The organism is Streptomyces hygroscopicus subsp. hygroscopicus (assembly GCF_001553455.1).
Classification (GTDB): Bacteria; Actinomycetota; Actinomycetes; order Streptomycetales; family Streptomycetaceae; genus Streptomyces; species Streptomyces hygroscopicus.
The window spans coordinates 19,211-43,201 of sequence record NZ_BBOX01000260.1 but is presented as its reverse complement, the minus strand read 5'-3'; the positions used below and the strand labels follow the sequence as shown (position 1 = coordinate 43,201).

The 23,991-nt window shown below is 67.5% G+C and carries 25 protein-coding genes and 3 pseudogenes; 12 read left to right on the top strand and 16 right to left on the bottom strand.

What is annotated here, in order from left to right:
* Positions 1-117: 117 nt before the first annotated feature.
* The 6 genes from AXW62_RS25170 to AXW62_RS25145 all read right to left on the bottom strand — a co-directional run bounded on the left by AXW62_RS25170 (position 118) and on the right by AXW62_RS25145 (position 6,529).
* The gene (locus tag AXW62_RS25170) at positions 118-726 is read right to left on the bottom strand and encodes a chorismate mutase (RefSeq protein ID WP_060946505.1); all 609 of its coding nucleotides are present in this window, start codon (positions 724-726) and stop codon (positions 118-120) included.
* A gap of 135 nt (positions 727-861) precedes the next feature.
* The gene (locus AXW62_RS25165; protein ID WP_030829493.1) at positions 862-1,308 is read right to left on the bottom strand and encodes a DUF2267 domain-containing protein; all 447 of its coding nucleotides are present in this window, start codon (positions 1,306-1,308) and stop codon (positions 862-864) included.
* Positions 1,309-1,353: 45 nt separating this feature from the next.
* A complete protein-coding gene (locus AXW62_RS25160; protein ID WP_060946504.1) occupies positions 1,354-1,779 on the bottom strand; it encodes an Hsp20/alpha crystallin family protein in 426 nt (141 codons plus the stop codon).
* A gap of 111 nt (positions 1,780-1,890) precedes the next feature.
* Entirely contained in the window at positions 1,891-3,438 is a 1,548-nt protein-coding gene (locus AXW62_RS25155) for an acyl-CoA synthetase (RefSeq protein ID WP_060946503.1), read from the bottom strand.
* 130 nt (positions 3,439-3,568) lie between these two features.
* Positions 3,569-4,672 carry an NAD(P)H-dependent flavin oxidoreductase gene (locus AXW62_RS25150; RefSeq protein WP_060946502.1) on the bottom strand — a complete coding sequence of 368 codons (1,104 nt, stop codon included), beginning with the start codon at positions 4,670-4,672 and terminating at the stop codon, positions 3,569-3,571.
* Between the two features lie 300 nt (positions 4,673-4,972).
* Complete coding sequence (locus tag AXW62_RS25145) at positions 4,973-6,529, bottom strand: phytoene desaturase family protein (RefSeq protein WP_060946501.1); 1,557 nt, start codon at positions 6,527-6,529, stop codon at positions 4,973-4,975.
* 277 nt (positions 6,530-6,806) lie between these two features.
* Between AXW62_RS25145 and AXW62_RS44595 the strand changes: the two genes are divergently transcribed.
* Genes AXW62_RS44595 through AXW62_RS25135 form a run of 3 tightly spaced genes read left to right on the top strand, consistent with a single transcriptional unit; the run spans position 6,807 to position 8,307 of the window.
* Positions 6,807-6,965, top strand: a complete 159-nt coding sequence (locus tag AXW62_RS44595; protein WP_164502468.1) for a hypothetical protein — start codon at positions 6,807-6,809, stop codon at positions 6,963-6,965.
* Positions 6,962-7,513 (top strand): RNA polymerase sigma factor, encoded by a 552-nt coding sequence (locus AXW62_RS25140; RefSeq protein WP_078961908.1) that lies wholly within the window; start codon positions 6,962-6,964, stop codon positions 7,511-7,513. The genes AXW62_RS44595 and AXW62_RS25140 overlap by 4 nt, the downstream gene beginning before the upstream one ends.
* On the top strand, positions 7,510-8,307 hold the full coding sequence (locus AXW62_RS25135) for a hypothetical protein (RefSeq protein WP_060946500.1): 798 nt from the start codon (positions 7,510-7,512) through the stop codon (positions 8,305-8,307). The genes AXW62_RS25140 and AXW62_RS25135 overlap by 4 nt, the downstream gene beginning before the upstream one ends.
* 15 nt (positions 8,308-8,322) lie before the next feature.
* Here AXW62_RS25135 and AXW62_RS44105 read toward each other — a convergent pair whose 3' ends face one another.
* The 4 genes from AXW62_RS44105 to AXW62_RS25120 all read right to left on the bottom strand — a co-directional run bounded on the left by AXW62_RS44105 (position 8,323) and on the right by AXW62_RS25120 (position 9,982).
* Positions 8,323-8,496, bottom strand: coding sequence for a hypothetical protein (locus AXW62_RS44105; protein ID WP_159060955.1), 174 nt, complete (start codon positions 8,494-8,496; stop codon positions 8,323-8,325).
* A gap of 165 nt (positions 8,497-8,661) precedes the next feature.
* Positions 8,662-9,147 carry a hypothetical protein gene (locus tag AXW62_RS25130; RefSeq protein WP_060946499.1) on the bottom strand — a complete coding sequence of 162 codons (486 nt, stop codon included), beginning with the start codon at positions 9,145-9,147 and terminating at the stop codon, positions 8,662-8,664.
* Positions 9,144-9,740: a hypothetical protein gene (locus tag AXW62_RS25125; protein WP_060946498.1), complete on the bottom strand. Its 597-nt coding sequence runs from the start codon at positions 9,738-9,740 to the stop codon at positions 9,144-9,146. The genes AXW62_RS25130 and AXW62_RS25125 overlap by 4 nt, the downstream gene beginning before the upstream one ends.
* Complete coding sequence (locus AXW62_RS25120; protein ID WP_060946497.1) at positions 9,737-9,982, bottom strand: hypothetical protein; 246 nt, start codon at positions 9,980-9,982, stop codon at positions 9,737-9,739. Before AXW62_RS25120 ends, AXW62_RS25125 begins: the two co-directional genes overlap by 4 nt.
* A gap of 36 nt (positions 9,983-10,018) precedes the next feature.
* On the opposite strand from AXW62_RS25120, the gene AXW62_RS25115 reads away from it, so the two are divergent.
* Both AXW62_RS25115 and AXW62_RS25110 read left to right on the top strand, forming a co-directional pair.
* Positions 10,019-10,504, top strand: coding sequence for a DNA-processing protein DprA (locus tag AXW62_RS25115; RefSeq protein WP_244503218.1), 486 nt, complete (start codon positions 10,019-10,021; stop codon positions 10,502-10,504).
* 25 nt (positions 10,505-10,529) lie between these two features.
* On the top strand, positions 10,530-11,885 hold the full coding sequence (locus tag AXW62_RS25110; RefSeq protein ID WP_174556426.1) for an NsdA family TPR-like regulatory protein: 1,356 nt from the start codon (positions 10,530-10,532) through the stop codon (positions 11,883-11,885).
* Here AXW62_RS25110 and AXW62_RS46085 read toward each other — a convergent pair.
* A pseudogene (locus AXW62_RS46085) lies at positions 11,854-12,018 on the bottom strand (serine/threonine-protein kinase); the annotation flags it as partial. The gene AXW62_RS25110 and the pseudogene AXW62_RS46085 sit on opposite strands and share 32 nt — an antisense overlap.
* Before the next feature lie 56 nt (positions 12,019-12,074).
* Between AXW62_RS46085 and AXW62_RS25105 the strand changes: the two are divergent.
* A complete protein-coding gene (locus AXW62_RS25105; RefSeq protein WP_060946496.1) occupies positions 12,075-13,184 on the top strand; it encodes an FAD-dependent monooxygenase in 1,110 nt (369 codons plus the stop codon).
* Between the two features lie 154 nt (positions 13,185-13,338).
* Here the strand turns inward: AXW62_RS25105 and AXW62_RS25100 are convergent, their stop codons facing one another.
* Positions 13,339-14,343 (bottom strand): LacI family DNA-binding transcriptional regulator, encoded by a 1,005-nt coding sequence (locus AXW62_RS25100; protein ID WP_062011767.1) that lies wholly within the window; start codon positions 14,341-14,343, stop codon positions 13,339-13,341.
* Positions 14,344-14,818: 475 nt separating this feature from the next.
* Here AXW62_RS25100 and AXW62_RS25095 point away from each other — a divergent pair, with 475 nt between their 5' ends.
* Complete coding sequence (locus tag AXW62_RS25095) at positions 14,819-15,706, top strand: alpha/beta fold hydrolase (protein WP_107406344.1); 888 nt, start codon at positions 14,819-14,821, stop codon at positions 15,704-15,706.
* An 87-nt stretch (positions 15,707-15,793) separates the two neighbouring features.
* Here the strand turns inward: AXW62_RS25095 and AXW62_RS41405 are convergent.
* Positions 15,794-15,984: pseudogene (locus AXW62_RS41405) on the bottom strand (IS5/IS1182 family transposase); the annotation flags it as partial.
* A 66-nt stretch (positions 15,985-16,050) separates the two neighbouring features.
* Between AXW62_RS41405 and AXW62_RS41400 the strand changes: the two are divergent.
* The 5 genes from AXW62_RS41400 (at position 16,051) to AXW62_RS25075 (ending at position 21,247) form a co-directional block, all read left to right on the top strand.
* Positions 16,051-17,055 (top strand): substrate-binding domain-containing protein, encoded by a 1,005-nt coding sequence (locus tag AXW62_RS41400; protein ID WP_159060954.1) that lies wholly within the window; start codon positions 16,051-16,053, stop codon positions 17,053-17,055.
* A 46-nt stretch (positions 17,056-17,101) separates the two neighbouring features.
* Positions 17,102-18,634 carry a sugar ABC transporter ATP-binding protein gene (locus tag AXW62_RS25090; protein WP_060946494.1) on the top strand — a complete coding sequence of 511 codons (1,533 nt, stop codon included), beginning with the start codon at positions 17,102-17,104 and terminating at the stop codon, positions 18,632-18,634.
* The gene (locus AXW62_RS25085) at positions 18,631-19,659 is read left to right on the top strand and encodes an ABC transporter permease (protein WP_060946493.1); all 1,029 of its coding nucleotides are present in this window, start codon (positions 18,631-18,633) and stop codon (positions 19,657-19,659) included. Before AXW62_RS25090 ends, AXW62_RS25085 begins: the two co-directional genes overlap by 4 nt.
* Before the next feature lies 1 nt (position 19,660).
* Positions 19,661-20,668, top strand: coding sequence for an ABC transporter permease (locus AXW62_RS25080; RefSeq protein ID WP_060946492.1), 1,008 nt, complete (start codon positions 19,661-19,663; stop codon positions 20,666-20,668).
* Positions 20,669-20,818: 150 nt separating this feature from the next.
* Complete coding sequence (locus AXW62_RS25075; protein ID WP_014677231.1) at positions 20,819-21,247, top strand: VOC family protein; 429 nt, start codon at positions 20,819-20,821, stop codon at positions 21,245-21,247.
* Between the two features lie 69 nt (positions 21,248-21,316).
* Here the strand turns inward: AXW62_RS25075 and AXW62_RS25070 are convergent.
* The 3 genes and pseudogenes from AXW62_RS25070 to AXW62_RS25060 form a co-directional block, all read right to left on the bottom strand.
* A pseudogene (locus AXW62_RS25070) lies at positions 21,317-21,590 on the bottom strand (transposase); the annotation flags it as partial.
* A gap of 128 nt (positions 21,591-21,718) precedes the next feature.
* Entirely contained in the window at positions 21,719-22,678 is a 960-nt protein-coding gene (locus tag AXW62_RS25065) for an oxygenase MpaB family protein (RefSeq protein ID WP_060946491.1), read from the bottom strand.
* A gap of 42 nt (positions 22,679-22,720) precedes the next feature.
* On the bottom strand, positions 22,721-23,899 hold the full coding sequence (locus AXW62_RS25060; protein WP_060946490.1) for an acyl-CoA dehydrogenase family protein: 1,179 nt from the start codon (positions 23,897-23,899) through the stop codon (positions 22,721-22,723).
* Positions 23,900-23,991 lie beyond the last annotated feature (92 nt).

Genomic DNA, 23,991 nt, shown 5'->3' with positions numbered 1-23,991 from the left:
GGCCGGGCCCGTGGCTCTGCCGCATCCCGCCGCGCTGGCCGCGCGCTGGCCGGGCCCGTGGCCATGCCGCACCCCGCCGCGCTGGCCGCGGCCGTGGCCGTACCGCACCCCGCCGCGCTACCGCTCCGCGCGCTCGCACACCGACGGCAGTGCGCGGCCCAGCGCCACGGTGTGCAGCGTGTCCAGGCGCCGCCCGTGGATCACGGCGGCGGCCCCGGCCGTGAGCCGTCCCTCGCAGGAGGGGGCCTCGCGCAGGGCCGCCGAGTCCGCGATGGCACGCACGAGTTCGCCGTTGATCCGGTTGATCTCCAGCCGGATCCGCCCGAGGTCGGGGCGGTCGGTGGGCGCCTGGGCGGGATCGGCGGCCCAGCGGCGGTACAGGCCGCGCTGGACGACCTTGCTGGCCTCGATCTGGTCGCGGAAGATCCTCGCCGTGGCCACCGGATCGGCGCCCAGCTCCTCGGCCTGCCGCGCCACCGCGTCCAGCACCTCCCGCTCCCGCGCCGGGTCGTCGATCGGGCTGTCGGTGCCCCATTTCGCGGCGGCGACCTCGTCGGCCACCAGTGCGCGCTCCGCGGACAGTTCGACCAGCGGGCGCAGGGAGGCGCGGACGAGGCCGCCCGGAGCGGCGACGGCGGCCGCGGCCCCCGCCGTGGCCCCCGTGCCCAGCACGACCGTGGCCAGCACGGCGATCAGCGCATGACGGGGGGACAGGTGCGGTCGCATGGGCGGGGCCCCTCTCTCGGCGGTACGGGCGGCCCGGCGCGCGGCGGGCTCTGGCACGATAGGGCGCCGCACCGCGGCCGCGCCACGGGGCCGGTCCCGCGGGGAAGCGGGACCGGCCCCGTGGCGCGGACCGGGTCAGGCGGGCTGCGGCGGGCGGGCCAGCTCGGCCTGGCCGAACAGCAGCGCGTAGCCCTCGGGGAGTTGGCCGAGGATGCGGCGCCGCAGTTCGGGGCCTGCCAGCCGTCCGACGATGCCCAGCACGGATCCGGCGTCCCAGCGGGCAGTGGCCCGGGTCGATCCGGGGGTGTGTGCGGCGATGTCCTTGACGAAGCCCCAGCCGGTCAGCCGCTCGGGGGCGGGGATCTCGGCGGCGAGCACCCGCGCCGCCCGCCTGGGCAGCACCCCGGCGAGGGCGACCCGTTCCTCACCGGTGAGCTGGCGTCCCAGGGCGGCCAGCACGGTGCGGGTGACCTCCTCGGCCCGCTCCCGGGTGGGGTAGAGACCGTCGTACCGCACCGCCTCGATCAGCTCGTCGTACGTCATACCGGGTTCCTGCCGCCCCGGGCGACGCTGCTGGAACATGGGTGTGAGAGCGCCTTTCTCGTGAAGGAGTGGGGGGGAGATGCGTCAGGCGGTCAGCTGGTGCGGAGCGCTCGCCCCTTCGCTGATCTTGATCTTGCGCGGCTTGGCCTTCTCCGAGATCGGCAGGCGGAGGGTGAGGACGCCCGCGTCGTAGGAGGCGTCGATCCGCTCGGTGTCGAGGGTGTCGCCGAGGATGAGCTGACGGGTGTGCGGGCCGGAGGAGCGCTCCGAGGCGATCATCTCGGCGCCCTCGGGGGCCGGGGAGCGGCGCTCGGCGCGGACGGTCAGCACATTGCGCTCGACATCGAGATCGATGGTGGCCGGATCGATGCCCGGGAGATCGAAGTGGACGACGAATTCGTCGCCCGCCCGGTAGGCGTCCATCGGCATGGCGGCCGGCCGTGTGGCGGTGCCGAGCAGCTGCTGGGACAGGCGATCGAGCTCCCGGAAGGCGTCGGTGCGCATGAGCATCACAGATCACTCCTTTCGTATCGCGCTGCGTGCGATGCCCTATGCCTTCTTATATAGCGCGACCGACATTAAGTTGACAACCCCACGCTCAATGTTGCCCCTGACCTGCGCCTACCGCCCCTCCCAGTAGGGTTGGCGCAACCGCCGCTTGTAGAGCTTGCCGTTGGGGTCGCGCGGCATCTCCGCTATGAACTCCACCGATTTCGGGCATTTGTAGCCCGCGAGCCGGGTGGCGCAGTGGGCGAGGATCTCCGAGGCCAGCTCGGGCCCCGGCGGATGCCCCTCGGCGGGTTCCACCACCGCGACGACCTGCTCGCCCCAGTCCTCGTGCGGGATTCCGAAGGCGGCGGCGTCGGCGACGGCCGGGTGGGTGAGCAGCGCGGCCTCGATCTCGGCGGGGTAGATGTTGACCCCACCGGAGATGATCAGGTCGATCTTGCGGTCGCGGAGGTAGAGATAGCCGTCCTCGTCCAGCACGCCGAGGTCGCCGACGGTGAAGAAGTCGCCGATGCGGTTCTTCTCGGTCTTCTTCCGGTCCTTGTGGTAGGTGAAGCCCCCGGTGGACATCTTCATGTAGACGGTGCCGAGTTCACCGGCCGGGAGCCGGTTGCCCTCGTCGTCGAAGACGGCGATCTCGCTGATGGGCCAGGGGCGGCCGACCGTCCCCGGCTTCTTCAGCCAGTCCTCGGCGGTGGCGAACGCGCCGCCGCCCTCGCTGGCCGCGTAGTACTCCTCGACACAGCCGCCCCACCAGTCGATCATCGCGCGTTTGATGTGATCCGGGCAGGGCGCGGCCCCGTGGATGGCGTGGCGCATCGACGAGACGTCATAGGACCGCCTGACCTCCTCGGGGAGGGCGAGCAGCCGGTGGAACTGGGTGGGCACCATATGCGTGTGCGTACAGCGGTGGGTGTCGATGAGCCGGAGCATCTCCCGCGGCGTCCACTTGTCCATGACCACCAGGGGGTGGCCGATGTGCAGCGCCGAGCTCGCGAACTGCAGTACGGCGGTGTGGTAGAGCGGTGAGCACACCAGATGGACGTGGTCGGGCTCTTCGGCGCGCGGCCTGATGCCGAAGAAGCGCAGAAAGCCGCCGAGGTGGCTCTCCTCGGGGAGCTTGCCGGTCAGCGCGCGGCGGATGCCGCGCGGCCGGCCCGTGGTGCCGGAGGTGTAGTTCATCACCCAGCCCAGCTCGCGGTCGGCGGGCGGCTCCCCGGACCGTCCCGCGACGAGTTCGGCGTACGGGCGGAAGCCGTCGATCGCGCCGACCGCATAGCGGTGGGTCGGGGGCAGCCCCGCCTCGTCGGCCGCCGCGGCCGCCTGCTCACCGTAGCGCTCGTGGGCGATCAGCACCTTGGCCCCGGAGTCGGAGACGATCCAGGCGATCTCGGGGCCGACCAGGTGGTGGTTGACCGGCACCAGGTAGAGCCCGGCCTGGGTGGCGGCGAGCGCGGCGACGAAGAACTCCACGCCGTTGGGCAGGACGATCGCCAGGGCGTCGCCGCGGCGCAGCCCGGCGGCGCGCAGCCCGCCGACGAGCCGGTTGCACGCGCCGTGCAACCGGCCGGCGGTCCACTCCTCACCGTCCGGGGCGATGAGCACCGTGCGGTCGGGCTCGAGCGCGGCCTGGGCCCAGAAGCCGTTGGGTGTAGGGGACATGGCGGTCCGGTCCTCCTTCTGACGGCGGTGTCAGGCGGTGCGGAAGGCGGTGCGGAAGGTGACGCGACAGGTGATGCGACAGGTGATGCGGCAGGTGATACGGAAACGGGTCGGGCGGGGCCGGGCGGGGTCAGGCGCGCCCGGCGATGCGGTTGACCCGGTCGATGGCGCGCTCGAAGCCGCGGGTCAGATCGTCGAAGACGGCCCGCACCGGGCGGACGGAGTCCATCCGGCCGACGATCTGGCCGACCGGCGTGCCGAGCAGCGGTTCCACCTCGTACTTCTGGATGCGGGAGACGGCCTCGGCGACCAGCAGCCCCTGGAGCGGCATGGGCAGCGGGTCCGGACCGTCCGGGTCCTCCCAGGCGTCGGTCCACTCGGTGCGCAGCTGGCGGGCGGGTTTGCCGGTGAGGGCGCGGGAGCGCACGGTGTCCCCGGACCCGGCCGCGAGCAGTTTGCGGGTGAGCGCCGCCGAATGCAGTTCGGCCTCCTCGGTGGTGAGCCAGAGGGAGCCGATCCAGACGCCCTGGGCGCCCAGGGCCAGCCCGGCGGCGATCTGCTCACCGCTGCCGATGCCGCCCGCGGCGAGCACGGGCAGCGGGTCCACGGCCCGCACCACCTCGGGGGTGAGCACCATGGAGGCGATCTCGCCGGTGTGGCCGCCCGCCTCGTAGCCCTGGGCGACGATGACATCGAGCCCCGCCTCCTGGTGGTGGCGGGCGTGGCGGGCGCTGCCGGCGAGGGCGGCCACGAGGATGCCGTGGTCATGGGCGCGGGCGACGACGTCGGGCGGAGGCGAACCCAGGGCGTTGGCCAGGAGTTTCACCGGATAGTCGAAGGCGACGTCGAGCTGGCTGCGGGCCACCTGCTCGAGCCAGCCGGTGATCCGCCAGCCGGACGCCTCGCCCTCGGCGAGCTCCGGGACGCCGTGCTTGGCGAGGGTGTCCCGGACGAACGCGCGGTGGCCCTCGGGGATCATCGCCTCGATCTGCGCCTCGGTGACGCCCTCGACCTTCTTGGCGGGCATCACGACGTCCAGGCCGTAGGGCGCGCCGTCGGTGTGCTCCTGCATCCAGTCGAGGTCGCGTGCCAGGTCCTCGCCCGCGCCGTAGCGGACCGCGCCGAGCACCCCGAACCCGCCGGCCCGGCTGATCGCCGCGGCCACGGCGGGGAACGGCGTGAAGCCGAAGACGGCGTGCTCGACACCCAGCCTTGTGCTCAGCTCCGTCTGCATGGGCGGCAGGATGCCGCAGGGCGCCGGACGAAGGAAGACTTTTTCTGACGCTACGTCAGATTCTTTGGGCGGCGGCCGGTCCCGTGCGCTGCTTCGGACGGTGGCGGACCCCGCCCCCATGTACGCGCGGCGACGGACCCCCTCCGCTTTCGGACGGTGGCGGATCCCGTCGTCCGTTCGTCTGCGCGGCAGCGGACCCCCGCCCGTTCCTCTGCGCGGCGGCGGCCCCCTCCGCTTCTTCCGGCGGTGGCGGACCCCGCCCCCATGTTCCCGCGGCGGCGGGTCCCGTCCGCCCGGGAATCACCTCTCCAGCACCGCCATGGCCGCGTTGTGCCCGGGGATTCCGCTCACCCCGCCGCCGCGCACCGCGCCCGCGCCGCACAGCAGCACATTGGCGTGGCGGGTTTCCACCCCCCAGCGGCCGGTGCCCTCCTGGGCGTACGGGAAGGCCAGGTCCCGGTGGAAGATGTTGCCGCCGGGCAGCCGCAGCTCGGCCTCCAGGTCCAGCGGGGTCTTGGCCTCGATGCACGGCCTGCCGTCGGCGTCATGGGCCAGACAGTCGGCGATCGGCTCGGCGAGGTGCGCGTCCAGCTCCGCGAGGGTGGCCCGCAACAGCGCGGTGCGCGCCACGTCGTTGTCCTCGGTGAACAGCCGGGCGGGGGCGTGCAGTCCGAACAGGGTCAGGGTCTGGTAGCCCGCGCGGGCCGCCTCCGGACCGAGGATCGACGGATCGGTCAGCGAGTGGCAGTAGATCTCCGAGGGCGGCCGGTGCGGCAGCTCCCCCGCGGCCGCCTGGCGGTACGCCTCCTCCAGGGCGCCGTATCCCTCGGCGATGTGGAACGTCCCGGAGAACGCCTCGCGCGGGTCGACCTCGCGGTCGCGCAGCGCGGGCAGCCTGCGCAGCACCATGTTCACCTTCAGCTGCGCCCCTTCGGCGGGCGGGGTGGGCGGCTCCTCGCCCAGCAGCCGTGCCAGCTCCCGCGGAGCGGCGCCGACCAGCACGTACCGGGCCGCCGCGGTGGACTCCCCCGCCTCGTCCCAGTACCGCACCTCCGCCGAGGTGCCGTCGGTGGCGATCGCGGTGACCTCGCGTCCGGTGGCGATCCGGGCGCCTGCCGCGCGGGCGGCGTCGGCGAGGGCGTCGGTGAGCGCGCCCATGCCGCCGACGGGGACGTCCCAGTCGCCGGTGCCGCCGCCGATCACGTGGTAGAGGAAACAGCGGTTCTGACGCAGCGACGGATCGTGGGCGCCGGCGAAGGTGCCGATGAGCGCGTCGGTGAGGACCACGCCCCGGACCAGGTCGTCGTCGAAGGCGGCCTCGATCGCCTCCCCCAGCGGCCGTTCGAACAGCGCCTCCCACGCCGCGTCGTCCCCGATTCGCGCCCGCAGCTCCGCGCGGGTGGGCAGCGGTTCGGTCAGGGTCGGGAAGACCCGCTCGGCGACCCGCCCGGTCATGCCGTAGAAGCGCTGCCAGGACTCGTACTCCCGGTCCGACCCGGTCAGCCGCGTGAACGCGGCGCGCGTCCGGGCCGTGCCCCCGGCGTCCACCAGCAGCCCGGTGTGGCGTCCGCCCCGGACGTCGGGCGTGTACGAGGACACCGCGCGCCTGCGCACCGCGAAGCGCAGTCCGAGGTCGTCGACGATCCGCCGCGGCAACAGGCTGACCAGGTAGGAGTAGCGCGACAGCCGTGCGTCCACACCGGGAAACGGCCGGGTGGACACCGCCGCGCCGCCGGTGCGGCCGAGGCGCTCCAGCACCAGCACGCTCCGCCCGGCGCGGGCGAGGTACCCGGCGGCGACCAGACCGTTGTGGCCCCCGCCGACGATGACGACGTCATACGCATCGCTGTGAGACATGCCCCCTGGTTAGCACGCGGTGACCGCCGGGGCCATGGCGCGAGTGCCGGTGCCGGGGACGCGATGGGGGGGACGCGATGGGGGCTTTCGCCCGGACGCTGGCGATGTGATTTTCATACTTCCGTAATTGGATCGCTGCGTTCCGTAAGATTTTAAGCTCATCGGATGCACGAACCGGCCGCCCCGAGCGCTATCTGAACAGAGGGCGCAACACGGCGCACTCGCGGGGCGTGTGGGGGCCACTCCTCGTACGACGAACAGAAGGACAACGAAGTCCGTGAATCTTCAAACCGTGGTGAACGTCGTCACCGCCGTACTCGTCACACGGGTATTCGGCAGTGACGCCATCGCCCTCCTGCGCCGCGCGGCCGCGATGGGAGTCCGCGTCGGCGTATCGGAACTGCATCGCAGCAACAAGGGCGGAGGGGAGCGGTGACCCACGATTTCCTGCGCTCGCAACGCCACATCACCTCGATGACCACCGGGCTCCCCGCGGACTTCCGTGCCTTCCACCAACTCCACCGCAAGGCGTACATCGACCGGGCCATGGTCTACCTCGGCAACCACGCCGACGCCGAAGAAGCCGTCGACGCCGCCTTCGAACAACTGCTGCGCTGCTGGCCCAAGGTCCTGAGGATGGAGAACCCGGCCGCCTACGCCTGGAAGGTCATGAAGAACCGGGCCATCGACCTCGCCCGCGCCCGCAACCGCGGCCCCGCCCTCCTGGACAACGCGACCTTCGAAACGGCGATGCTCAAGGACGCGGTCGACCCGATCGCCATGCTCGAGGAGAGCCTGAACCTCTACCAGGCGATCAAGCAACTCCCCGAGCGCCAGCAGGACGTGGTCATCCTGCTCCACTGCCGCGGCTACAGCGTCGCCGAGACCGCCACCCACCTCGGCATCACCGAAGCCGGCGTCCGCTCCACCGCCCGCTACGCCCGCCGCCGTCTGCAACAGCTCCTGGCCAAGGAACACCGATGACCTCACCCATTGACCGCGTCCTCGCGCGGGCCCTCCTCAACCCCACCCCTCCCATCGACTTCGACGCCGCCGAGGCCCGGCTCGCCGCCCGCCTCGCCCACCCCGGTGGCGCCCCGCTCCACGAGCGCCCCCCGGAACCCCCCCGGCGGACGCCCGCGGCCCCCGGAAGCCCAGCACCGAGCGCGGACGAACGGATGGCGCAGGACCTGCACACCCTGTGCGAGGCGATCATCGCCCGCCCCGACGCGCTGACCCAGCTGCGGGACTTCCTCACCCGCCGGATCCTGGAGCCGCCCGGCTCCCGTGTCCTCGGCTGCGTCCTGCAACTGGCCGGCCATGAGGACCACGCCCAGTTCTGGTGGCAGTTCGCCGCCGGCGCCGGCGACCCCGCCGCCGCGTACTGCCTCTACCTCCACCACATGGCCCTGAACGAAGAGGGCCAGGCGCACGCCTGGCTGGAGTGGTGGCACCAGCAGGCGGGCAACGACGTCCCACCGGTGACCGACACCGTGGAGGACTGGGCCACCACCGACCACGAGATGGCCGCCGCCCTGCGCATCCTGCACGGGCTCAAGAGGGGACAGGAGGTCCCGCCCGCCACCACGGCGGTCATCGACTACGTCGCCCGGGCCGTCGACTTCACCGACGACCCCGACATCGACCTCCCCCTGCCGGAACCGGACTTCGCCGACCGCATCGAGGACCTCACCACCGCCAGAACCACGGCCGCCCCCTCGCCTCCCCCCGACCGGGCCGTACTGCCCGAGCGGCCCCGCAGCGGCTCACCCGCGTAGGGCCCGCACGGCGAATCAGCTGCGGCGGGCGTAGCTGTAGATCAGCAGCAGTGGCGGGAGCGCGACGAGGACGGCGACGCCGATGGCATACGCGATATCGCGGACGACCGAGTACGGCTCGGGAGTGGTTGCCACCCATCCGTTCTCGCAGATCAGGCAGTCCGGATCGGCACAGTGGGGCTGGGTCACGATGTCCTCTCGCTGAGCGTGGGGCCTGGTCCGGCCGCCAGCGCCGTCACATGGCAGCCGGACCAGGGTCGAGAGGGTGAACCGCCGGCCGAAGTCCGCGCCCGGGGCGGGGGACCCCGGGCCACCGGCGGCCCACCCGGTCTATCGGGCCGAGTCCCCGGCCGTCTATCGGGCCGAGTCCCCGGCCACGCAGAGGTGGAGCGCGAGGACCGGCAGCAGCGGGATCGGGCTGAGGGACAGAACCGGCCGGGCGGTGCGGAAGGCGAGCAGCGCGGCCCGCTCGGTGGGAGGCTGCCGGTGGTGTCTCATCCGGCGTCTTCCGCGTGTTCCTGCCGGATGGCTGTTGAGTAGGCGTCCAGGAGGGCGCTGGCCGGTCGCGCACTCGCCCGTTCTGCACGCTTCACAGCCCGCGGCGTGGGTGAGGGCGGCGCGCCATGCGTTCTCTGTGGTGCAGTTGGGGTCGCAGGCCCACAGGGGGTAGGTGGTGAGGGCGGGTCCCTGGCTGACGGTGACCGTGCCGAGCGGGCGGTCCCCGGTGAGCAGCGTCCCGCACAGCGCGCAGCGCCAGCCCAGAAGTTGCTCCCGGGTGAGGGCGGCCGGGTCGATACCGGCCGGGCCCGGCGCCGTGGTGGCCGGCTGGTCCCTCTTCATCGGCGCCCCTCGTGCTCGGCTGCGGATGCGCTGGTGAGGGTTCGGGGGCGTTGGCCTGTCGGGTAGAGCGGTGCGTGGGTGGGGCAGGCGTAGATGATCTCGCCGACGTCGTTGCCTCGGCCATCCACGTCGACCGGGATGGGTTCGTCGGTGGGCAGTTGGCAGCCGTAGCAGAGCTGGCGGCCCTCGGGCATGGGCCCGTACTCGGCGCGGTCGGCCTCGGCCAGTGCCTGCCGCAGGCGCCAGGGGTGGGTCAGGTAGCTGTCGGGGCCGAGGGATACGCGCCAGTGGGACCTGGGGCCCGTCGTCCAGGAGACGGGCGGTACGCCGAGGTAGGTCCGCTCGTCGGCGAGTTCGGTCAGGAGGCGAACCCCCCGCAGTTGCCAGTTCCGCTCAATGGACCCCACGGCGACGAGCCAGTACAGAGTGCCGTACATGTCCTGGATCACGGCGCCGGTCTCGTCGCCGAGCGTCTTCAGGGCACGTTCGCCGAGGATCGCCGGGGCCCGCACGGCGTCCCACCATTTACCCACGGGTAACGCCTCGACATCAACGGCAGGCGGCGGTGTCCACGGCAGGGCTCTGGTCTTCATACCGCACCTCCCGGACACGCGCCGAGAAGAAAGGCGAGGCGGAGAGCCGTACCGCCCTCGTCGTCACGCTCACCGAGTTCATACCCCCAGGTGGCGACGTAGCGTCCCCCTTTGCTGGCGATCTCCTCCACCAGATCGGTGCCGAGCGGATTCGCCACACTCAGCTGTGCACCCTTCGCCACTATCGACAGTCCGTAGGCTTTCAGTCGATCGGCGAGGTCGCGGTAACCGGATGCGTCCATGCATCGATGTCATCGCACCATTAGTCGGTATGGGATATGACAATCTATGACACGGAGTGGATCATGAATCGAGCTGTGACCATTACCGGCACCCGGTCAACAGCACATCGTGATCTGGCCAGTTACGCCAAGCTGTTCGCCAACTACCTCAGCCCTTTCGTAGCCGCCAGCACCCACTTCTACATCGGAGGAGCCAAGGGCATCGACAGCCTGTCCCTGTTGTGGCTAGCCGGGAACACCAAAGCACGGATCACGGTCGTCGTCCCTGGCACGGTCCAACAGCAGCCTGATGATGCGCGACAGGCCATCATCCGCAGCCGCAGCCGCATCACGGAGGTGATCGAGCTGCGCGCCGAACAGCTCCATACGCCCGCATTTCACGCTCGGAATCGATGGATGGTCGACCACTCCGACATGGTCATCGGATTCCCTCTGGCGGGCCCTCACGGGACCTCCGGGACTTGGCACACCCTTGATTACGCAGCGCAGCAGGTGAAACCGCATCTCATCGTGCCCGTGTGACGCGGATCACCGGCATGATGAGGGTATGAGCACGTGTGAAAGCCTTCGTGGCGCTGCTGCCCTCAAAGCTCTCCGAAAGGCGCGAGGCTTGTCCCTGGCCGACACAGCGAGAGCGCTCGTCGAGACAGCGCGTCGGCTCGGCCAACCGCTCGACTCCTCGGCCGCAAGTGTGCAACGGTCCGTCGCCCGGTGGGAGAGCGCGAAACGCCCCATTCTCCCCAGTGATCGGTACCAACTACTGCTCGCGCACCTCTACGCCCGCGACGCCGATGGTCAGATCGCGCTCGGTTCCGGAAGCGACTTCGCCCAGCTGCTCAATGCCCTCGCCGACCTGGGCGAGTCAGAGACGCAGCTACGTGAGCTGCGTGCCCTGCTCGTACGCACGGCCACCGACGACGGCACCGGGCTGCTCGCTCTACTGGGGCCCACGACCCAGCTATCGATGGCGGCCGCGCTCGCCGATCCGGCGCGGGTCGACGATGCGCTGCTCGCCGGGATGCGGGCAGCCGTTGCCGATGTCAATGCGCAGGTCGGCTCGCTACCTTTCGCCCGGCTGCAGCTGCTGCTCGCGCCGGTGATCGAGTCCTGTCGGCGACTGCTGGCCGGCGGCGTGCCCGGCCCGCTGCGGTCCGAACTGCGCACGGTCGCAGCACAGGCGTACACCCTCGCCGGGCGGCTGGCGTTCGAGACCGGGGATGACCAGGCGTCCCGCGCGCTCTACGCGGCCGCCACCGACGCGGCAGGGAAACTCGGCGTCCCTTGGCGCCGGGCAGTCGTTCACATGAGCCACGCCCTGGTCACCCTGTACTCGGCACCAGGCATCGAAGCGGCCCGTGAGCTGGTCGACGCCGCAGTACGCGATGCCCGTACCGGCGACAGCGTCCGTGTCCGGGCCCGAGCACATGCGCTACAGGCCGAGATCGCCGCCCGGTCGGGCGCCGAGCGGCACGCGCAGACGGCATTGTCGCTCGCCTGGTACGACCTCGACCGCGACCTGGACGGCGATCCGGCACCAACGAGTTTCACCGCCGATCACCTACGCGGCTTCGAGGGCCTGTGCGAGCTGTACGTAGGAGATGCGGCGGTCGCGCACGATGTCTTCGCCGACAGCGCGGAGGCCCTGGACAGGCCACGTGAGCGGGTACAACGGGCCATCGTCTCAACCGACCAGGCCCTGGCCTGCATCCGCCTCGGTGCGCCGGAAAGGGCAGCGGACCTCCTGCACGCCTGCGTTGATTCGGCAGCCAGCACCGGCGGGCGTGTACCTGCGCTACGGCTGCGCCAGGCGCGTAAGGAACTGCGTCCGTGGCGGCGCGAGGGTTTCGTTGCCGATCTAGATGATCACCTCATCGACGTAAGCGCTCGCGCAGCACACCGGTGAACGAGGGGGCGTGCCGCGACCCCGGCGGTTCGAGGCACGTGACGGCGACACGCCGGCCGGGCGACGCGTCGCGCGCCCGCCACACCTGGCCCATTCCCCCGCGTTCCGATCCTGTCCAGGGTCGGTACCGGCCCCCGCATCATGCTGCCTCACGGACACGATACTTCTCGTTTCTTATTGGAGTAAGACATGCGCATTCTCGTCTCCGGAGCCGGCATAGCCGGCCTCGCCGCCGGTATCAACCTCGGCGTCACCGGCAACGACGTCACCATCGTCGAACGCGCCAACCATCTGCGGGTCAACGGCTCACCCATCGACGTGCGTGGCGACGCCCTCGACGCCGCCCGCTCGATGAACGTCCTCGACCAGATCCACGCCCGCCGGGTCACCATGACCGAGCGGTCCCAATTCATCGACGCCGACGGCACCGTGCTTGCTGAACTTCCCGTCAGCGAGATAGGCGACTCCGAAGACGACATCGAAATTCCCCGCGAAGACCTTGCGCACGTCCTGCACGGGGCGCTGCCCACCACGACCTCGCTGGTCTTCGGGGAATCCATTGCCCACCTCCACGACGACGGTGCCGGCGTCGATGTCGCGTTCGCCTCCGGCAGGCAGGACCGCTTCGACCTGGTCGTCGGAGCCGACGGAATGCACTCGCTGACCCGCCGGCTCACGTTCGGGCCCGAGGGCGACTACCTGAGACACCTCGGCTTCTACGTCGCCCTCACCGGCCTGCCCGCGCAGCGGGGCGGCGACCGGGAGAGCTCGTTCCTCAACTGGCCCGGTCACATGATCGGCATCGCCCGTTACCACGACACCGCGCTCGGCGTCCTGAGCTTCCGCTCCGACTGGATCGACTACGACTACCGCGACCTCGACGCCCAACGGCGGATCCTGCTCGAGGTGTTCGCCGGCCACGACGAATGGCGGGTTCCCGAGATCCTCGACGCCGTACGCAGTGATCCAGAACTGTATTTCGACTCCGTCAGCCAGATTCACATGCCGACCTGGCACAAGGGCCGGGTCGTCCTGGTCGGCGACGCCGCGCACTGCGCCTCCAACCTGTCCGGCCGCGGCGCATCCCTGGCCATCACCGGCACCTGGCTACTGGCCCAGGCGCTGCACAAGCATCAAGGAGACCTGGAAACGGCCTTCGACGAGTACGAGTCCAACCAGCGTCCGTACGCCACACGTGCCCAGGACAGCGCCGGACCCGGCGGCGACCTCATCATGCCCGCTACTCAGCAGGCGCTGGACGCCCGTAACGAACGACTTCGTGCACTGCCCAGAGGCTGAGCCGTCGCACCCGTCCACGGCTCGCCGAGCAGCCACCGGCTGGGCTGGTCCGACTGGCGACGCCGCCATCAAGCGCGAGCCCGGACCAGCCACTACCGGCGGCACGGCCCCATGAAGATCATGCCCTACAGCTGGAGCATCAGGCGACGTGCAACTATGCACGACGCCCGGCGGCGTACTGATCTCCATGCGTCCCGCGGTAGTCAATGACTTGCGTGGGCAACGTTACGGTTTTCGGGGAAAACTCCTCCCCGTCGATACGCCTGAAGAGCAATTTGGCACCGATCATACCGAGAACCCTACTGTCATAAACAATGCAACTTACTGGGCGCGGCATGAGGCGAGCATGAGGAATGTCGTCGAACCCCAGGAGGGCGTGATCGTATCCCCCGTCCCAAAGAAGCTCCAGGACACCTACTGCAAGGCGATTATTGCCGCAGAAAAAAGCAGTGGGCGCGGGCCGTGACTGGATCAGCTCCGCAGCCGCGGCCGCAGCTTCCGCCGGATTTGAAACTGACGTCCGGATGAGGTCACTGTCGAGACTCATTCCAGCCTCAGCAAATGCCGCCTGCGCACCCGCCAACCGCTCACTCATCGTCTGCTGCGACAACTTGTCCAGGATGATCCCTATCTTGCTGTGGCCACTTGCGATGAGTCTCGCAACCCCACTCTTACTGCCACCGTAGTTGTCAATCAGCACGCTGTCCGCCTCGAGCCCGCTCGGAGCTCGATCAACGAAGACCATCGGCACGCCGTGATCGATCTCCTGTCGCAATGAGGCATGGTCGCCCCCGCTTGGGACGATGAGCAGCCCGTCGACGCGGCGCCGGCACAGGTCGTCGATAACAGCCAGTTCGGCGTCCGAGTTCTCGCCGGTGTGTGCGGTGATGACCCGGGTCTTCCTGTCCTCCGCCACACTGGTCGCACCGGCGACGATCGTCGCGTACATGGCGTTGCTCACGTCTTTGACCAGGACACCAATCGTTCCGGTGGCGCGCCCGGCCCTCAGGCTCGCTGCCACCTGATTCGGCCGGTACCCCAAACGTTCACTTGCCTCCCGGACGCGCCCAGCAAGAACGTCGTCGACGGTGGCGACGTTATTGATCACTCGCGAAACGGTCTTCACACTTACGCCGGCCAGACGGGCTACATCAGTCATGGTCGGCCGACGCCCTGCTGGCTCAGTTGACGGATTCCTCATGAACGCCCTTCTGACTCCGACTCGTTGGACGAGCTGCTCCCTGCTGGTCAGCACGCAACAGCATCTCAAGCACTCCGCCCCCTGCTGCCCAGTCTAGACAACGTAGTCGAGCCCATGAGACACGACTGAGCCAACGTTGTCTCACACATAGGGCCTGGTGAGAGGCGGTATGTCAACTCGGGACGTACCGAGTCTGGACAACGTGATCCCGCCCGCGTTACGTTCATCGAGTCAACGTTGTCTCGCGTTGGACAGACGCTCCGCTGCCGTCGTGGGCGAGGCCCTCAGCACAGAGTGATCCTCGCGTCCGGCTCACTCGCCCACTCGCAGTTCTCAGCGTCCCCGAAGCACGATCTCTAACCGAGCCCCCACGTCGCGCGAATCATCTGAATCGCTCACACGCATGGGGGAATCCCCTCATCGAAGGACCGCTATGGCGAACATCATCACGGATCACGAAGGCACGCCAGTACAGCACGCACGTGCGACAGTCAATGGAGTGCGACTGCACTACTACACGGCCGGTCAGGGCGAGCCGGTTTTCCTTCTCCACGGCGTGCCCAAGACCTCCTACTACTGGCGGCGTGTACTCCCTCACCTCACGTCGCACTACAAGGTCATTGTTCCCGACCTCCGTGGTCTCGGAGATTCCGAGAAGCCTCGCGATGGATACGATTCCATCACCATGGCTGAGGACATCGCCCAGCTCGCCGACCACCTCGGCCATGGCAGTTACGATCTCGTCGGAGAAGACTGGGGGGCAGTGACGGCCTACCATGTCGCATCCCAGTATCGTGACAAGGTCCGGCGTCTGGCCTTCATTGATGCCGGCATACCTGGATATGGCCTTGAAGCCAAGTCGTTCCTCACGAAGGAGAACTACGCTTCACGCAATTGGCATTGGCACGTCAACTTTTACGCGGTTCGCGACTACCCGGAAATGCTCATCACGGGCCGCGAACGAATCTACTTCGACTACTTCTTCCGTCACGAGGCAGACAACCCTCAGGCGGTCAGCCAAGACGCAATCGAAGAATACATCCGCGCCTATTCCGCACCAGGTGGCATCCGCGCCATGTGCGAAATTTATCGGGCATCGATCGAAGATGCCGAGCTGAACTACGCGGCCGAGAAGAACCCGATCACCATCCCCGTGCTTGCGATTGGCGCGGAAAAGTTCCACGGGCCGTACGTCGAGGAACAGATGAAGAAGCTGGCGACGAATGTAACGGGCCTTATTCTGCCGGCGGGCCATCAGCTCGCCGAAGAAATACCGGATCAGCTCGCCCACTCCTTGCTCGAATTCCTTCAGGCTACCTGAGCGTTGTCCTGTCAATGATCTACAGCATGGCAGGTGACCTGCTCGTTTTCCGTCACCCGGCCAGGGTGAGGTTGTGCAGACGTGCTCGTCGATGATCCAGTCGGCGGCCGACCTGGACACCACGAACAGCGGGGCACGTTGGCTCCAGGGCCGGCCCTTGCGCACCGGGTCCGCACCCGCACGCCGCAGAGCGCTGATCAGCTTGCCGAACCGGCACTGGCCAGCCCGGCGAACGGGGCTATCCAGGAAGGCTCCGACGCTGTGCTCACACCGGACACGGGAAGCTCATCTCACCCATGACCAGCAGTTACGGGACAGCCCTTTAGGCTAACCGAGGAGGAAACGTGAAGAAGAGTGTTCCAATCTCGGCAGCGATGGCTACTATTCTTCTAGTCATTAGCGGTTGCGCCAGCGGTGCCCAGACCGCCCTGCCTGGAAGTGCGAATATCCAGTTCAGAGCCAAGCACCCTGTAACCATCGGATACTCGGTATTCGACTTGCAGGATCCTTACTTCCAGACCTATGCAGCGGGAATCAAGGAAGAAGCGGCCAGGAGACACGTCAGGGCAATTATCGCTGACGCGAAGAGTTCGCAACTGGAACAAGTTTCCAACAGTGCGAGCCTCATAAGCCGTCGTATCTCGGCCTTGATCGTGTCGCCTGTCCAGCCGGCCGCCCTTCCGGCCACCATCAATCAAGCCCATCGGCAAAAGATCCCTGTAATTATCGGTGACGTCGGCGCTCAAGGCGATTACGACGCTTATATCCTGTCGGACAATCGGGATGGCGGCAAACAGGCAGCCGAGTACATGAAGAGGGCCTTTTCCGGAAGGCCGGGCCAACACAAGATCGGGATCGTCGACCTTGCGCCTGGCGTGGTTGTCGGCAAGGAGCGCAGTGAAGGCTTCAAGGAAGAACTGGCCCGTGATCCGCACTTCCGTGTCGTAGCAAGCCTGCCGGGCCAGACCGTTGACACTGCCTACAAGGCAACTCAGGACATGCTCTCAGCCCATCCTGATCTTGATGGCATCTACGCGATGAACAGCAACAACGTGCAAGGGGCGGCACGTGCCATCCAAGCCTCAGGAAAAGGCAAGGATTTCAAGCTGGTCGGTTTCAATGGCGACCCGGTAGAGATGAACCTCATCCGGGAGGGAACAGAGACGGCCACGGTCGCTCAGGATCCCTACGCTCAGGGGAAGCTGGCAGTAGAGACTGCGTTGCGGCTTCTCGAGGGCAAGTCTCCGAACTACGACGAGCCGGCGACGAAGACCTTGAGAGTTCCTATTCGGGTAGTCGACTCAACGAACCTGGACGCATACCTAAGGTCCCGTCAGCACTCGAAATAGGGCGCACCTCGCGTCGGACGAAACGGCCCCAGGAAAGGACTCAAAGATGAGTGACAAGCCACCGGTGCTAGAGGCGATAGGCATCAGCCGCTCCTATCCTGGGGTTCGGGCGCTCCGTGGCGTGGACCTGGCTCTCCACCCTGGTGAAGTAAAGGCCCTGGTCGGCGAGAACGGAGCTGGCAAGAGCACTCTGATTCGGATATTTGGGGGGATCGAGCAGCCGTCGTCCGGGATCGTGCGACTGCACGGAACCGAGACGGTCCTGCACAATGCTCAACAGTCACACAGTGCGGGAATCAGTATCGTCAGCCAGGAGTTCCGGCTGGTTCCCCAACTCACCGTAACGGAGAACATTTTCCTGGGCCATGAGGTAACTCGGCTCGGGTTGATCCGTCCCAAGGAGGCCAAGCGTCGGGCAGTGGAGCTGCTGGCCGAGCTTGATCTCGAGCTGGATCCTTCTCAGACCGTCGGTACACTCAGCATCGGCGACCAGCAGATGGTCGAAATTGTGCGGGCTCTGTCACGAAAGTTCGACGTCCTGATTATGGACGAACCAACGGCGGCACTCTCGGGTGACGAAGTAAACAGGCTGCTGGCCCTTGTGCGGCGTCTGCGCAATCGAGGAAAAGCCGTGCTCTACGTATCGCACCGTCTCGATGAGGTGTTCGATGTTTCCGATGGCATCGCTGTTTTTCGAGACGGGTGCAAAGTGGCAGATCTCCCTGTATCGCAGCTGAGTGAGAAGCGCCTGGTCGAATTGATGCTCGGTCGCGAGTTTCAGCCGCACATGTCTCAGCCCGTGTCCAGGAGGGCTGCTGCAGACGACCGGCCCATCCGACTGCAGGTGAAGGGTCTGACGTGTCCGCGGCTGCATGAGCCGGTTTCCTTCAGCGCGCGGAGAGGTGAGATCCTCGGGCTTTCCGGTCCCGTCGGATGCGGCCGGACAGAAATCATGCAAAGTGTTTTCGGTATGCTCCCGAGCCGAGGTGAAATTACGCTCGACGGCGAACCTGTGAGCAACAGCTCGCCGGCTTCAGTAATTTCCTCTGGAATCTTCCTCCTGAGCGAGGACCGTAAGTCGGAGGGCATTCTTCCACACCTCAACGTGCTGGAGAATATGGTGATCTCGGCGAGCCAAAGGAAGCGTGAGAGGGTTGCCAAGTGGGTTCCCTCGCCGCAGGCGGAAACGCGGACGTACACACGGCTCAAGCAGGATCTCAAAATCCGCGTCGACCGTGCCCAGCAGCTGATCGGGAATCTCAGCGGCGGAAATCAGCAAAAGGTTCTGCTGGGGCGTGCCATGCTCGCGGATTGTGGCGTGCTGTTGCTCAACGAGCCAACTCGCGGTGTCGACATCGGCGCAAAGGAGGAGATCTATCATCTGATCAAGAAGTTGGCGCGCGCTGGCGTCACTGTCCTGGTCAGCACATCGGACACATCCGAGTTGGTGGCGCTTGCCGACCGTTGCCTGGTATTGCGGGCCGGACGGGTGATGGCGGAACTGACCGGCGCAGACATCGATGAGAAGTCCATTTTGGCCGCCGCACTCCGAACGAAGAGTGAGGAGGCAGCATCATGACCAATAGTGTGATTAAGCGGGTGGCCCCTCGATGGGCGAGCCCGACTGGTGGCCGCTGGTCCGTCTCATCCGCTTTCGGTGCCTGGAAGCTGATCGAGGACTACGGCGTCTTTGTGCCGTTCCTGCTGGCGATGGTCGCAGGGACGCTGCTCGTGCCGAATTTCACGTCCCCCAGCAATGTCACTAACGTGCTCATCAACGGATCGATCATTGCGGTGATCGGGTTTGGTATGACGTTTGTGATCGCGCTGAGGGGCCTCGATCTTTCGGTCGGCTCCGCTCAGGGATTGTGTGCCTGCGTGACCGCTATTTTCATTTCCACGGCCGGACTCGGTTTCGGGGTACTGGCTGGGATCATTGCGGGTGCTTTCATCGGCCTCGTCAACGGTGCACTCATCGCCTACCTGCGGGTACCTGCATTCGTTGCGACGCTTGGCACCATGGGTATTGTTCGTGGCGCGGCCCTTTTGGCCACGGACGGCGGTACGGTCGACGGCGTGAATCGCGCTCTGGGGCGCGTAACCTCAGCGCGGCTCGTTGGCTTGCCGATTCCATTTTTCATCGCCATAGTCCTGCTGGGCCTCGCATATCTGGTGTTCCACTACACAGCCTTTGGGCGGCACATATGTGCCGTCGGAGGAGGTCCAGAAGCGGCCCGTGACAGCGGTATCAATGTCCAGCGCGTCACTTTGATGACGTTCACGCTATCGGGTTTTACGGCGGGCATGGGCGGTGTGCTGCTGACGAGCCAACTCGGCCTCGTCAACGGAAGCCTCGGCAGCGGAGTCGAACTGCAGGTTATCGCGGTAGTGGTTCTGGGCGGCACCAGCCTCACCGGTGGGACTGGAAATGTGGTGGGGACACTGGCAGCCGCGCTACTGCTCGCGATGATTTCTTCCGCGCTTAACCTCCTCAACATTCCTTCGTATTACCAGTACCTCGCGGTTGGCGTGCTGCTCATCTTTGCGCTCTCCCTCGACAGCATCCGTCGGGTTTTCCTTCGCCAAATGATAGTGGGAGGTTGAGATGACCAACCAGCTGCAGAGTGCTGTGGAGGACGGTCCATCGAAGGCTGACGTGAGGGAACGACGGTCGTACCTTCTTTCCTTCATGACGGGTTACTACCTGCAAGTAACGACCGCGGTCGTGATCGTTGGACTATCCGTCTTCGTGCCGGACTTCGGAAATAGGGCCAACCTGCAGAACATAGCCACGCAGGCTTCGTTCGCGGGCTTGGTGGCCTGCGGAATGACGCTTCTCATCACGGCGGGGCTTTTCGACCTCTCGGTCGCCGGCATTATAGCGGTTGTCGGTGTCGTAACGGCTAAGGTACTGCCGGCGACAACGATCGGCATGGCGTTGCTACTAGCAATTGCGGTCGGCATATTGCTCGGGCTGACGAATGGTGTAGTAGTGACCAAGCTCAGAATACCTCCGTTCATTTCCACATTCGGTATGCTGAATATCTATCTGGCCGTCGCGTTCATTGCGACTGGCGGGCAGGTGATCCCCATCAATTCCTACTATTTTCAGCAGTTGGGTACGGCGACGGTGGCGGGAGTGCCTCTGGTGTTCATTGCCTTCTTCGTGGTCGCGGCCGCGTCATACTGCCTTCTGTACCGGACCTACTTCGGCCGACGCCTACGTGCGATCGGCAGCAGTGAGCCGGCCGCGCGCATGGCGGGGATTCCTGTGGACCGCGTAAAGATCCTGGCATTTGGCCTCACTGGGCTGTTCACCGCTATCGCCGCGATCGGGCTATCCGCGTTGCTGTCCTCCTCCGGCGGGACCATGGCCAAGGACATGGAACTGAACGCGATAGCGATCACTGTTGTCGGTGGGACTGCCCTTCGAGGCGGGCGGGGGACGCTGCTGGGGACTTTCACGGCAGCGATATTCATCACGGTGATCGCGAATGCCCTGAACCTCCTGGACGTGAGTTCCTATGTGCAGAATATCGTCACGGGACTCATTCTCATTGCCGCGCTAATCGTCGGCAGTGTGCGCAAGGACGTCGTCCGTGGCGCAGGGTGAAGGCCATCGTCGACGGTGCTGAGGAAGGAGGCCCCCGCCGGCCTCGACGTCCACCTGATCTGCGAGCGGCCCAGGATGCGACGGGTGGCGGACGGATCCGCCTGGGGAAATGAGCGGCGGGATCCCCCTGGTACGCGGTACGGTGCGCCGATGTCAGAGATCAGGACGTTCCAGGTCACCTTCGACTGCGCGGAACCCGAGCGCCTCGCCCGCTTCTGGTGCGAGGTGCTGGGCTACGTCGTACCGCCACCACCCGCGGGGTTCGCCACCTGGGACGATTTCAAGCGTTCCCAGTCGCCTGAGGAGCGGGATGCATGGTTCGCCTGCGTCGACCCCTCGGGTGTGGGGCCGCGACTGTACTTCCAGCGCGTCCCCGAGGGCAAGGCCGTCAAGAACCGGGTGCATCTCGATGTGCGGGTCGGCACGGGACTCGTGGGTGAGGAACGCCTCGCCGCACTCGAGGCCGAATGCAAACGGCTGATCCCGCTCGGCGCGGTCCACGTGCAAACGCTGTACGACGGCAACGACTCGTGCATCCCGATGCTGGACATCGAGGGCAACGAGTTCTGCATCGACTGAACACCCTGTGAGGCGGGGAGGCAGGGAGCCACCTCCCTTGGGCCTCCCTGGTCTCGTATAGGGCGGGAGTTACCCCGCGAGGGCGAGGTTGTACAGCCGGGCGATGCCGAGCATGGCGGTGTGAACGCCGTCGCCTTTCAGGCGGCAGTCACGAAGGATCTTCCATGCCTTCATCCGCGCGAAGACATGCTCGACGCGGGCCCGGACCTTGGTGGGAGGTGTTGTGCTCCTCTTTCCAAGCTGGCAGTTCGGTCTGGCCGCGTTCACGGCAGTGCGGAATGAGCAGGCCGGTGCCCCGATAGCCACCGTCCGCGATGACCATGGCCCGGCCGACAGCGGCCTTCAGTTGGTCGAACTGACGTCGACTCAGCCCGGTGAATGGAGCTATCCAGGAGGGCTCTGACGCCGTGATCACACCAGACACGTCAAGAGCATCTCATCCGTGATCAGCAGTTACGGGACAGCCCTTAGCTAGCCCGGAGCACCCGGTGCTCCGGCGCCGCCGGGGGTGCCTGGAGAGCCTGGCGCAACAGAGGCTCCTGGTGCGCCTATGGCCGCGTTCCGGCGAAGCTTGTAGGGCGAGGGGCGGCTGCCGGGGCCGAGCCGCTCGACCGCCCGCAGGATGTGCTTGGGCGGCAACTGCCAGCGGACCCGGGGCGGGACGCAGCGCAGCGCCCTGCCCATCGCCCTCAGCCGGCGGGTGACCACTTGGGGCGGGGGCGCGGGGCGGCCGTACAGTGCATGGGCGTACGGGGGCAGGGATCCGTAGGCGAGCGCGGCGAAGCGCCCCCAGATCACCTCGCGCGCCGGGACGAGCAGGGCATGGACCGGGGGCCGTCGCAGAAAGGCGTCCACCTCGCGGGCCTCGGGGGTGGCGGCGAGTTCGGGGCGCACCTTCTCGAAGTACGCGGCGAGCGCGGCGGTGTCGGCCGGTACGTCGGCGGGGTCGAGGCCGACCAGCCGGGCGGACACCACGTTCTCGGCGACGTAGGCGTCCGCCTGGGCGTCGGTGAGCGGATAGCCGGAGCGCCGCATCACCTGGAGGTAGGAGTCGATCTCGGCGCAGTGCACCCACAGCAGCAGCTCGGGCTCGTCGACGCCGTGCCGCAGGCCGGTGGCGGGGTCGGTCAGGGAGAGCCTGCGGTGGATGCCCCGGACCTTCGCGCCGGCCCGCTCGGCCGCCTCGGTGGTGCCGTAGGTGATGGTGGCGACGAACCGCGCGGTGCGCAGCAGCCGGCCCCAGGCGTCCTGACGGAAGTCGGAGTTCTGGGTGACGCCGCGCACCGCGAGCGGATGCAGGGCCTGGAGGTACAGGGCGCGCACCCCCGCGATCCACATCACCGGGTCGCCGTGCATCTGCCAGGTGACCGACCGGGGGCCGTAGAGCCCCGGGTCGGCGTCCGGTCCGCCCTGTCCTACGGCCGCCGCCATGGCCACCACCTCCCGGTGGCCAGCGTAGGCCCGTCGCACGGCTCAGCGGCGCACCCGGGGCATCCCCAGGCCGATCCAGGAGATGATCTCCCGCTGGATCTCGTTGTTGCCGCCGCCGAAGGTGAAGACGACGCTGCTGCGGTAGCCGCGTTCCAGCTCACCGTGGAGGACCTCGCCCGCGGAGCCCTCCTTGAGCGGACCGGCGGCGCCGACGATCTCCATCAGCCAGGCGTAGGCGTCCCGGCGCGCCTCGGAGCCGTAGACCTTGACCGCCGAGGCGTCCTGCGGGGTCAGGGTGTCGCGCTGGAGGGCGTCCACCATCTGCCAGTTGAGCAGCTTCATGGCGTCCAGCCGGGCGTGGGTCCGGGCCAGCCGGCCGCGCACCCAGCCGAGGTCGATCACCCGGCGGCCGTCGGGGAGCTTGGTGTCGGCGGCCCACTGGCGGACGCCGCGCAGGGCGCGGATGGCCATGGTCCCGTGGGCGGCGAGGGTGACCCGTTCGTAGTTGAGCTGGGTGGTGATCATGCGCCAGCCCTCGTTCTCGGCGCCGACGCGGCGGGTGACCGGGACGCGGACGTTCTCGTAGTAGCTGGCGGTGGTGTCGTGGGAGGCGAGCGTTTTGATGAGGGTGGAGGAGTAGCCGGGGTCGTCGGTCGGGACCAGCAGGATGCTGATGCCCTTGTGGGGTGTGGCGCCCGGATCGGTGCGGACCGCGAGCCAGACCCAGTCGGCGGTGTCGCCGTTGGTGGTCCAGGTCTTCTGGCCGTTGACGACGTAGGTGTCGCCGTCCCGCACGGCGCGGGTCCGGAGGGAGGCGAGGTCGGTACCGGCGTCGGGTTCGCTGTAGCCGATCGCGAAGTCGATCTCGCCGGAGAGGATTCTGGGCAGGAAGTACTCCTTCTGCTCGTCGGTGCCGAACCGCATGATCGTGGGCCCGACCGTGTTGAGCGCCATCAGCGGCAGCGGCACCCCGGCCTGGGCCGCCTCGTCGAAGAAGATGAACTGCTCGACCGGGCCGAGTCCGCGCCCGCCGTACTCCTGGGGCCAGCCCACGCCCAGCCAGCCGTCGCCGCCGAGGCGGCGGATGGTCTCGCGGTAGAACCGCTTCTGCCCGGCGGAGTCGGTGTAGCGGGCGTAGGCGTCGTCGGGGACCAGCTCGGCGAAGTACGCGCGCAGCTCATCGCGTAACCGCCGCTGATCAGGGGTGTATTCGAGGTCCACGGCCCCTCCTGGAGTCTCGCGTGCGCCGTGACGGCGGTCTGGGAGCGTCCTGGGATCGAGGGGCACGGTAGAACGTGTTCCAACAATACGGA

What these genes read in the sequence shown, in the direction of transcription:
- AXW62_RS25170 (WP_060946505.1), bottom strand. Translation starts at nt 726, where the DNA reads ATGCGACCGCACCTGTCCCCCCGTCATGCGCTGATCGCCGTGCTGGCC.
- AXW62_RS25165 (WP_030829493.1), bottom strand. Translation starts at nt 1,308, where the DNA reads ATGTTCCAGCAGCGTCGCCCGGGGCGGCAGGAACCCGGTATGACGTAC.
- AXW62_RS25160 (WP_060946504.1), bottom strand. Translation starts at nt 1,779, where the DNA reads ATGCTCATGCGCACCGACGCCTTCCGGGAGCTCGATCGCCTGTCCCAG.
- AXW62_RS25155 (WP_060946503.1), bottom strand. Translation starts at nt 3,438, where the DNA reads ATGTCCCCTACACCCAACGGCTTCTGGGCCCAGGCCGCGCTCGAGCCC.
- AXW62_RS25150 (WP_060946502.1), bottom strand. Translation starts at nt 4,672, where the DNA reads ATGCAGACGGAGCTGAGCACAAGGCTGGGTGTCGAGCACGCCGTCTTC.
- AXW62_RS25145 (WP_060946501.1), bottom strand. Translation starts at nt 6,529, where the DNA reads ATGTCTCACAGCGATGCGTATGACGTCGTCATCGTCGGCGGGGGCCAC.
- AXW62_RS25135 (WP_060946500.1), top strand. Translation starts at nt 7,510, where the DNA reads ATGACCTCACCCATTGACCGCGTCCTCGCGCGGGCCCTCCTCAACCCC.
- AXW62_RS25130 (WP_060946499.1), bottom strand. Translation starts at nt 9,147, where the DNA reads ATGAAGAGGGACCAGCCGGCCACCACGGCGCCGGGCCCGGCCGGTATC.
- AXW62_RS25125 (WP_060946498.1), bottom strand. Translation starts at nt 9,740, where the DNA reads ATGAAGACCAGAGCCCTGCCGTGGACACCGCCGCCTGCCGTTGATGTC.
- AXW62_RS25120 (WP_060946497.1), bottom strand. Translation starts at nt 9,982, where the DNA reads ATGGACGCATCCGGTTACCGCGACCTCGCCGATCGACTGAAAGCCTAC.
- AXW62_RS25115 (WP_244503218.1), top strand. Translation starts at nt 10,019, where the DNA reads ATGACAATCTATGACACGGAGTGGATCATGAATCGAGCTGTGACCATT.
- AXW62_RS25110 (WP_174556426.1), top strand. Translation starts at nt 10,530, where the DNA reads ATGAGCACGTGTGAAAGCCTTCGTGGCGCTGCTGCCCTCAAAGCTCTC.
- AXW62_RS25105 (WP_060946496.1), top strand. Translation starts at nt 12,075, where the DNA reads ATGCGCATTCTCGTCTCCGGAGCCGGCATAGCCGGCCTCGCCGCCGGT.
- AXW62_RS25100 (WP_062011767.1), bottom strand. Translation starts at nt 14,343, where the DNA reads ATGACTGATGTAGCCCGTCTGGCCGGCGTAAGTGTGAAGACCGTTTCG.
- AXW62_RS25095 (WP_107406344.1), top strand. Translation starts at nt 14,819, where the DNA reads ATGGCGAACATCATCACGGATCACGAAGGCACGCCAGTACAGCACGCA.
- AXW62_RS25090 (WP_060946494.1), top strand. Translation starts at nt 17,102, where the DNA reads ATGAGTGACAAGCCACCGGTGCTAGAGGCGATAGGCATCAGCCGCTCC.
- AXW62_RS25085 (WP_060946493.1), top strand. Translation starts at nt 18,631, where the DNA reads ATGACCAATAGTGTGATTAAGCGGGTGGCCCCTCGATGGGCGAGCCCG.
- AXW62_RS25080 (WP_060946492.1), top strand. Translation starts at nt 19,661, where the DNA reads ATGACCAACCAGCTGCAGAGTGCTGTGGAGGACGGTCCATCGAAGGCT.
- AXW62_RS25075 (WP_014677231.1), top strand. Translation starts at nt 20,819, where the DNA reads ATGTCAGAGATCAGGACGTTCCAGGTCACCTTCGACTGCGCGGAACCC.
- AXW62_RS25065 (WP_060946491.1), bottom strand. Translation starts at nt 22,678, where the DNA reads ATGGCGGCGGCCGTAGGACAGGGCGGACCGGACGCCGACCCGGGGCTC.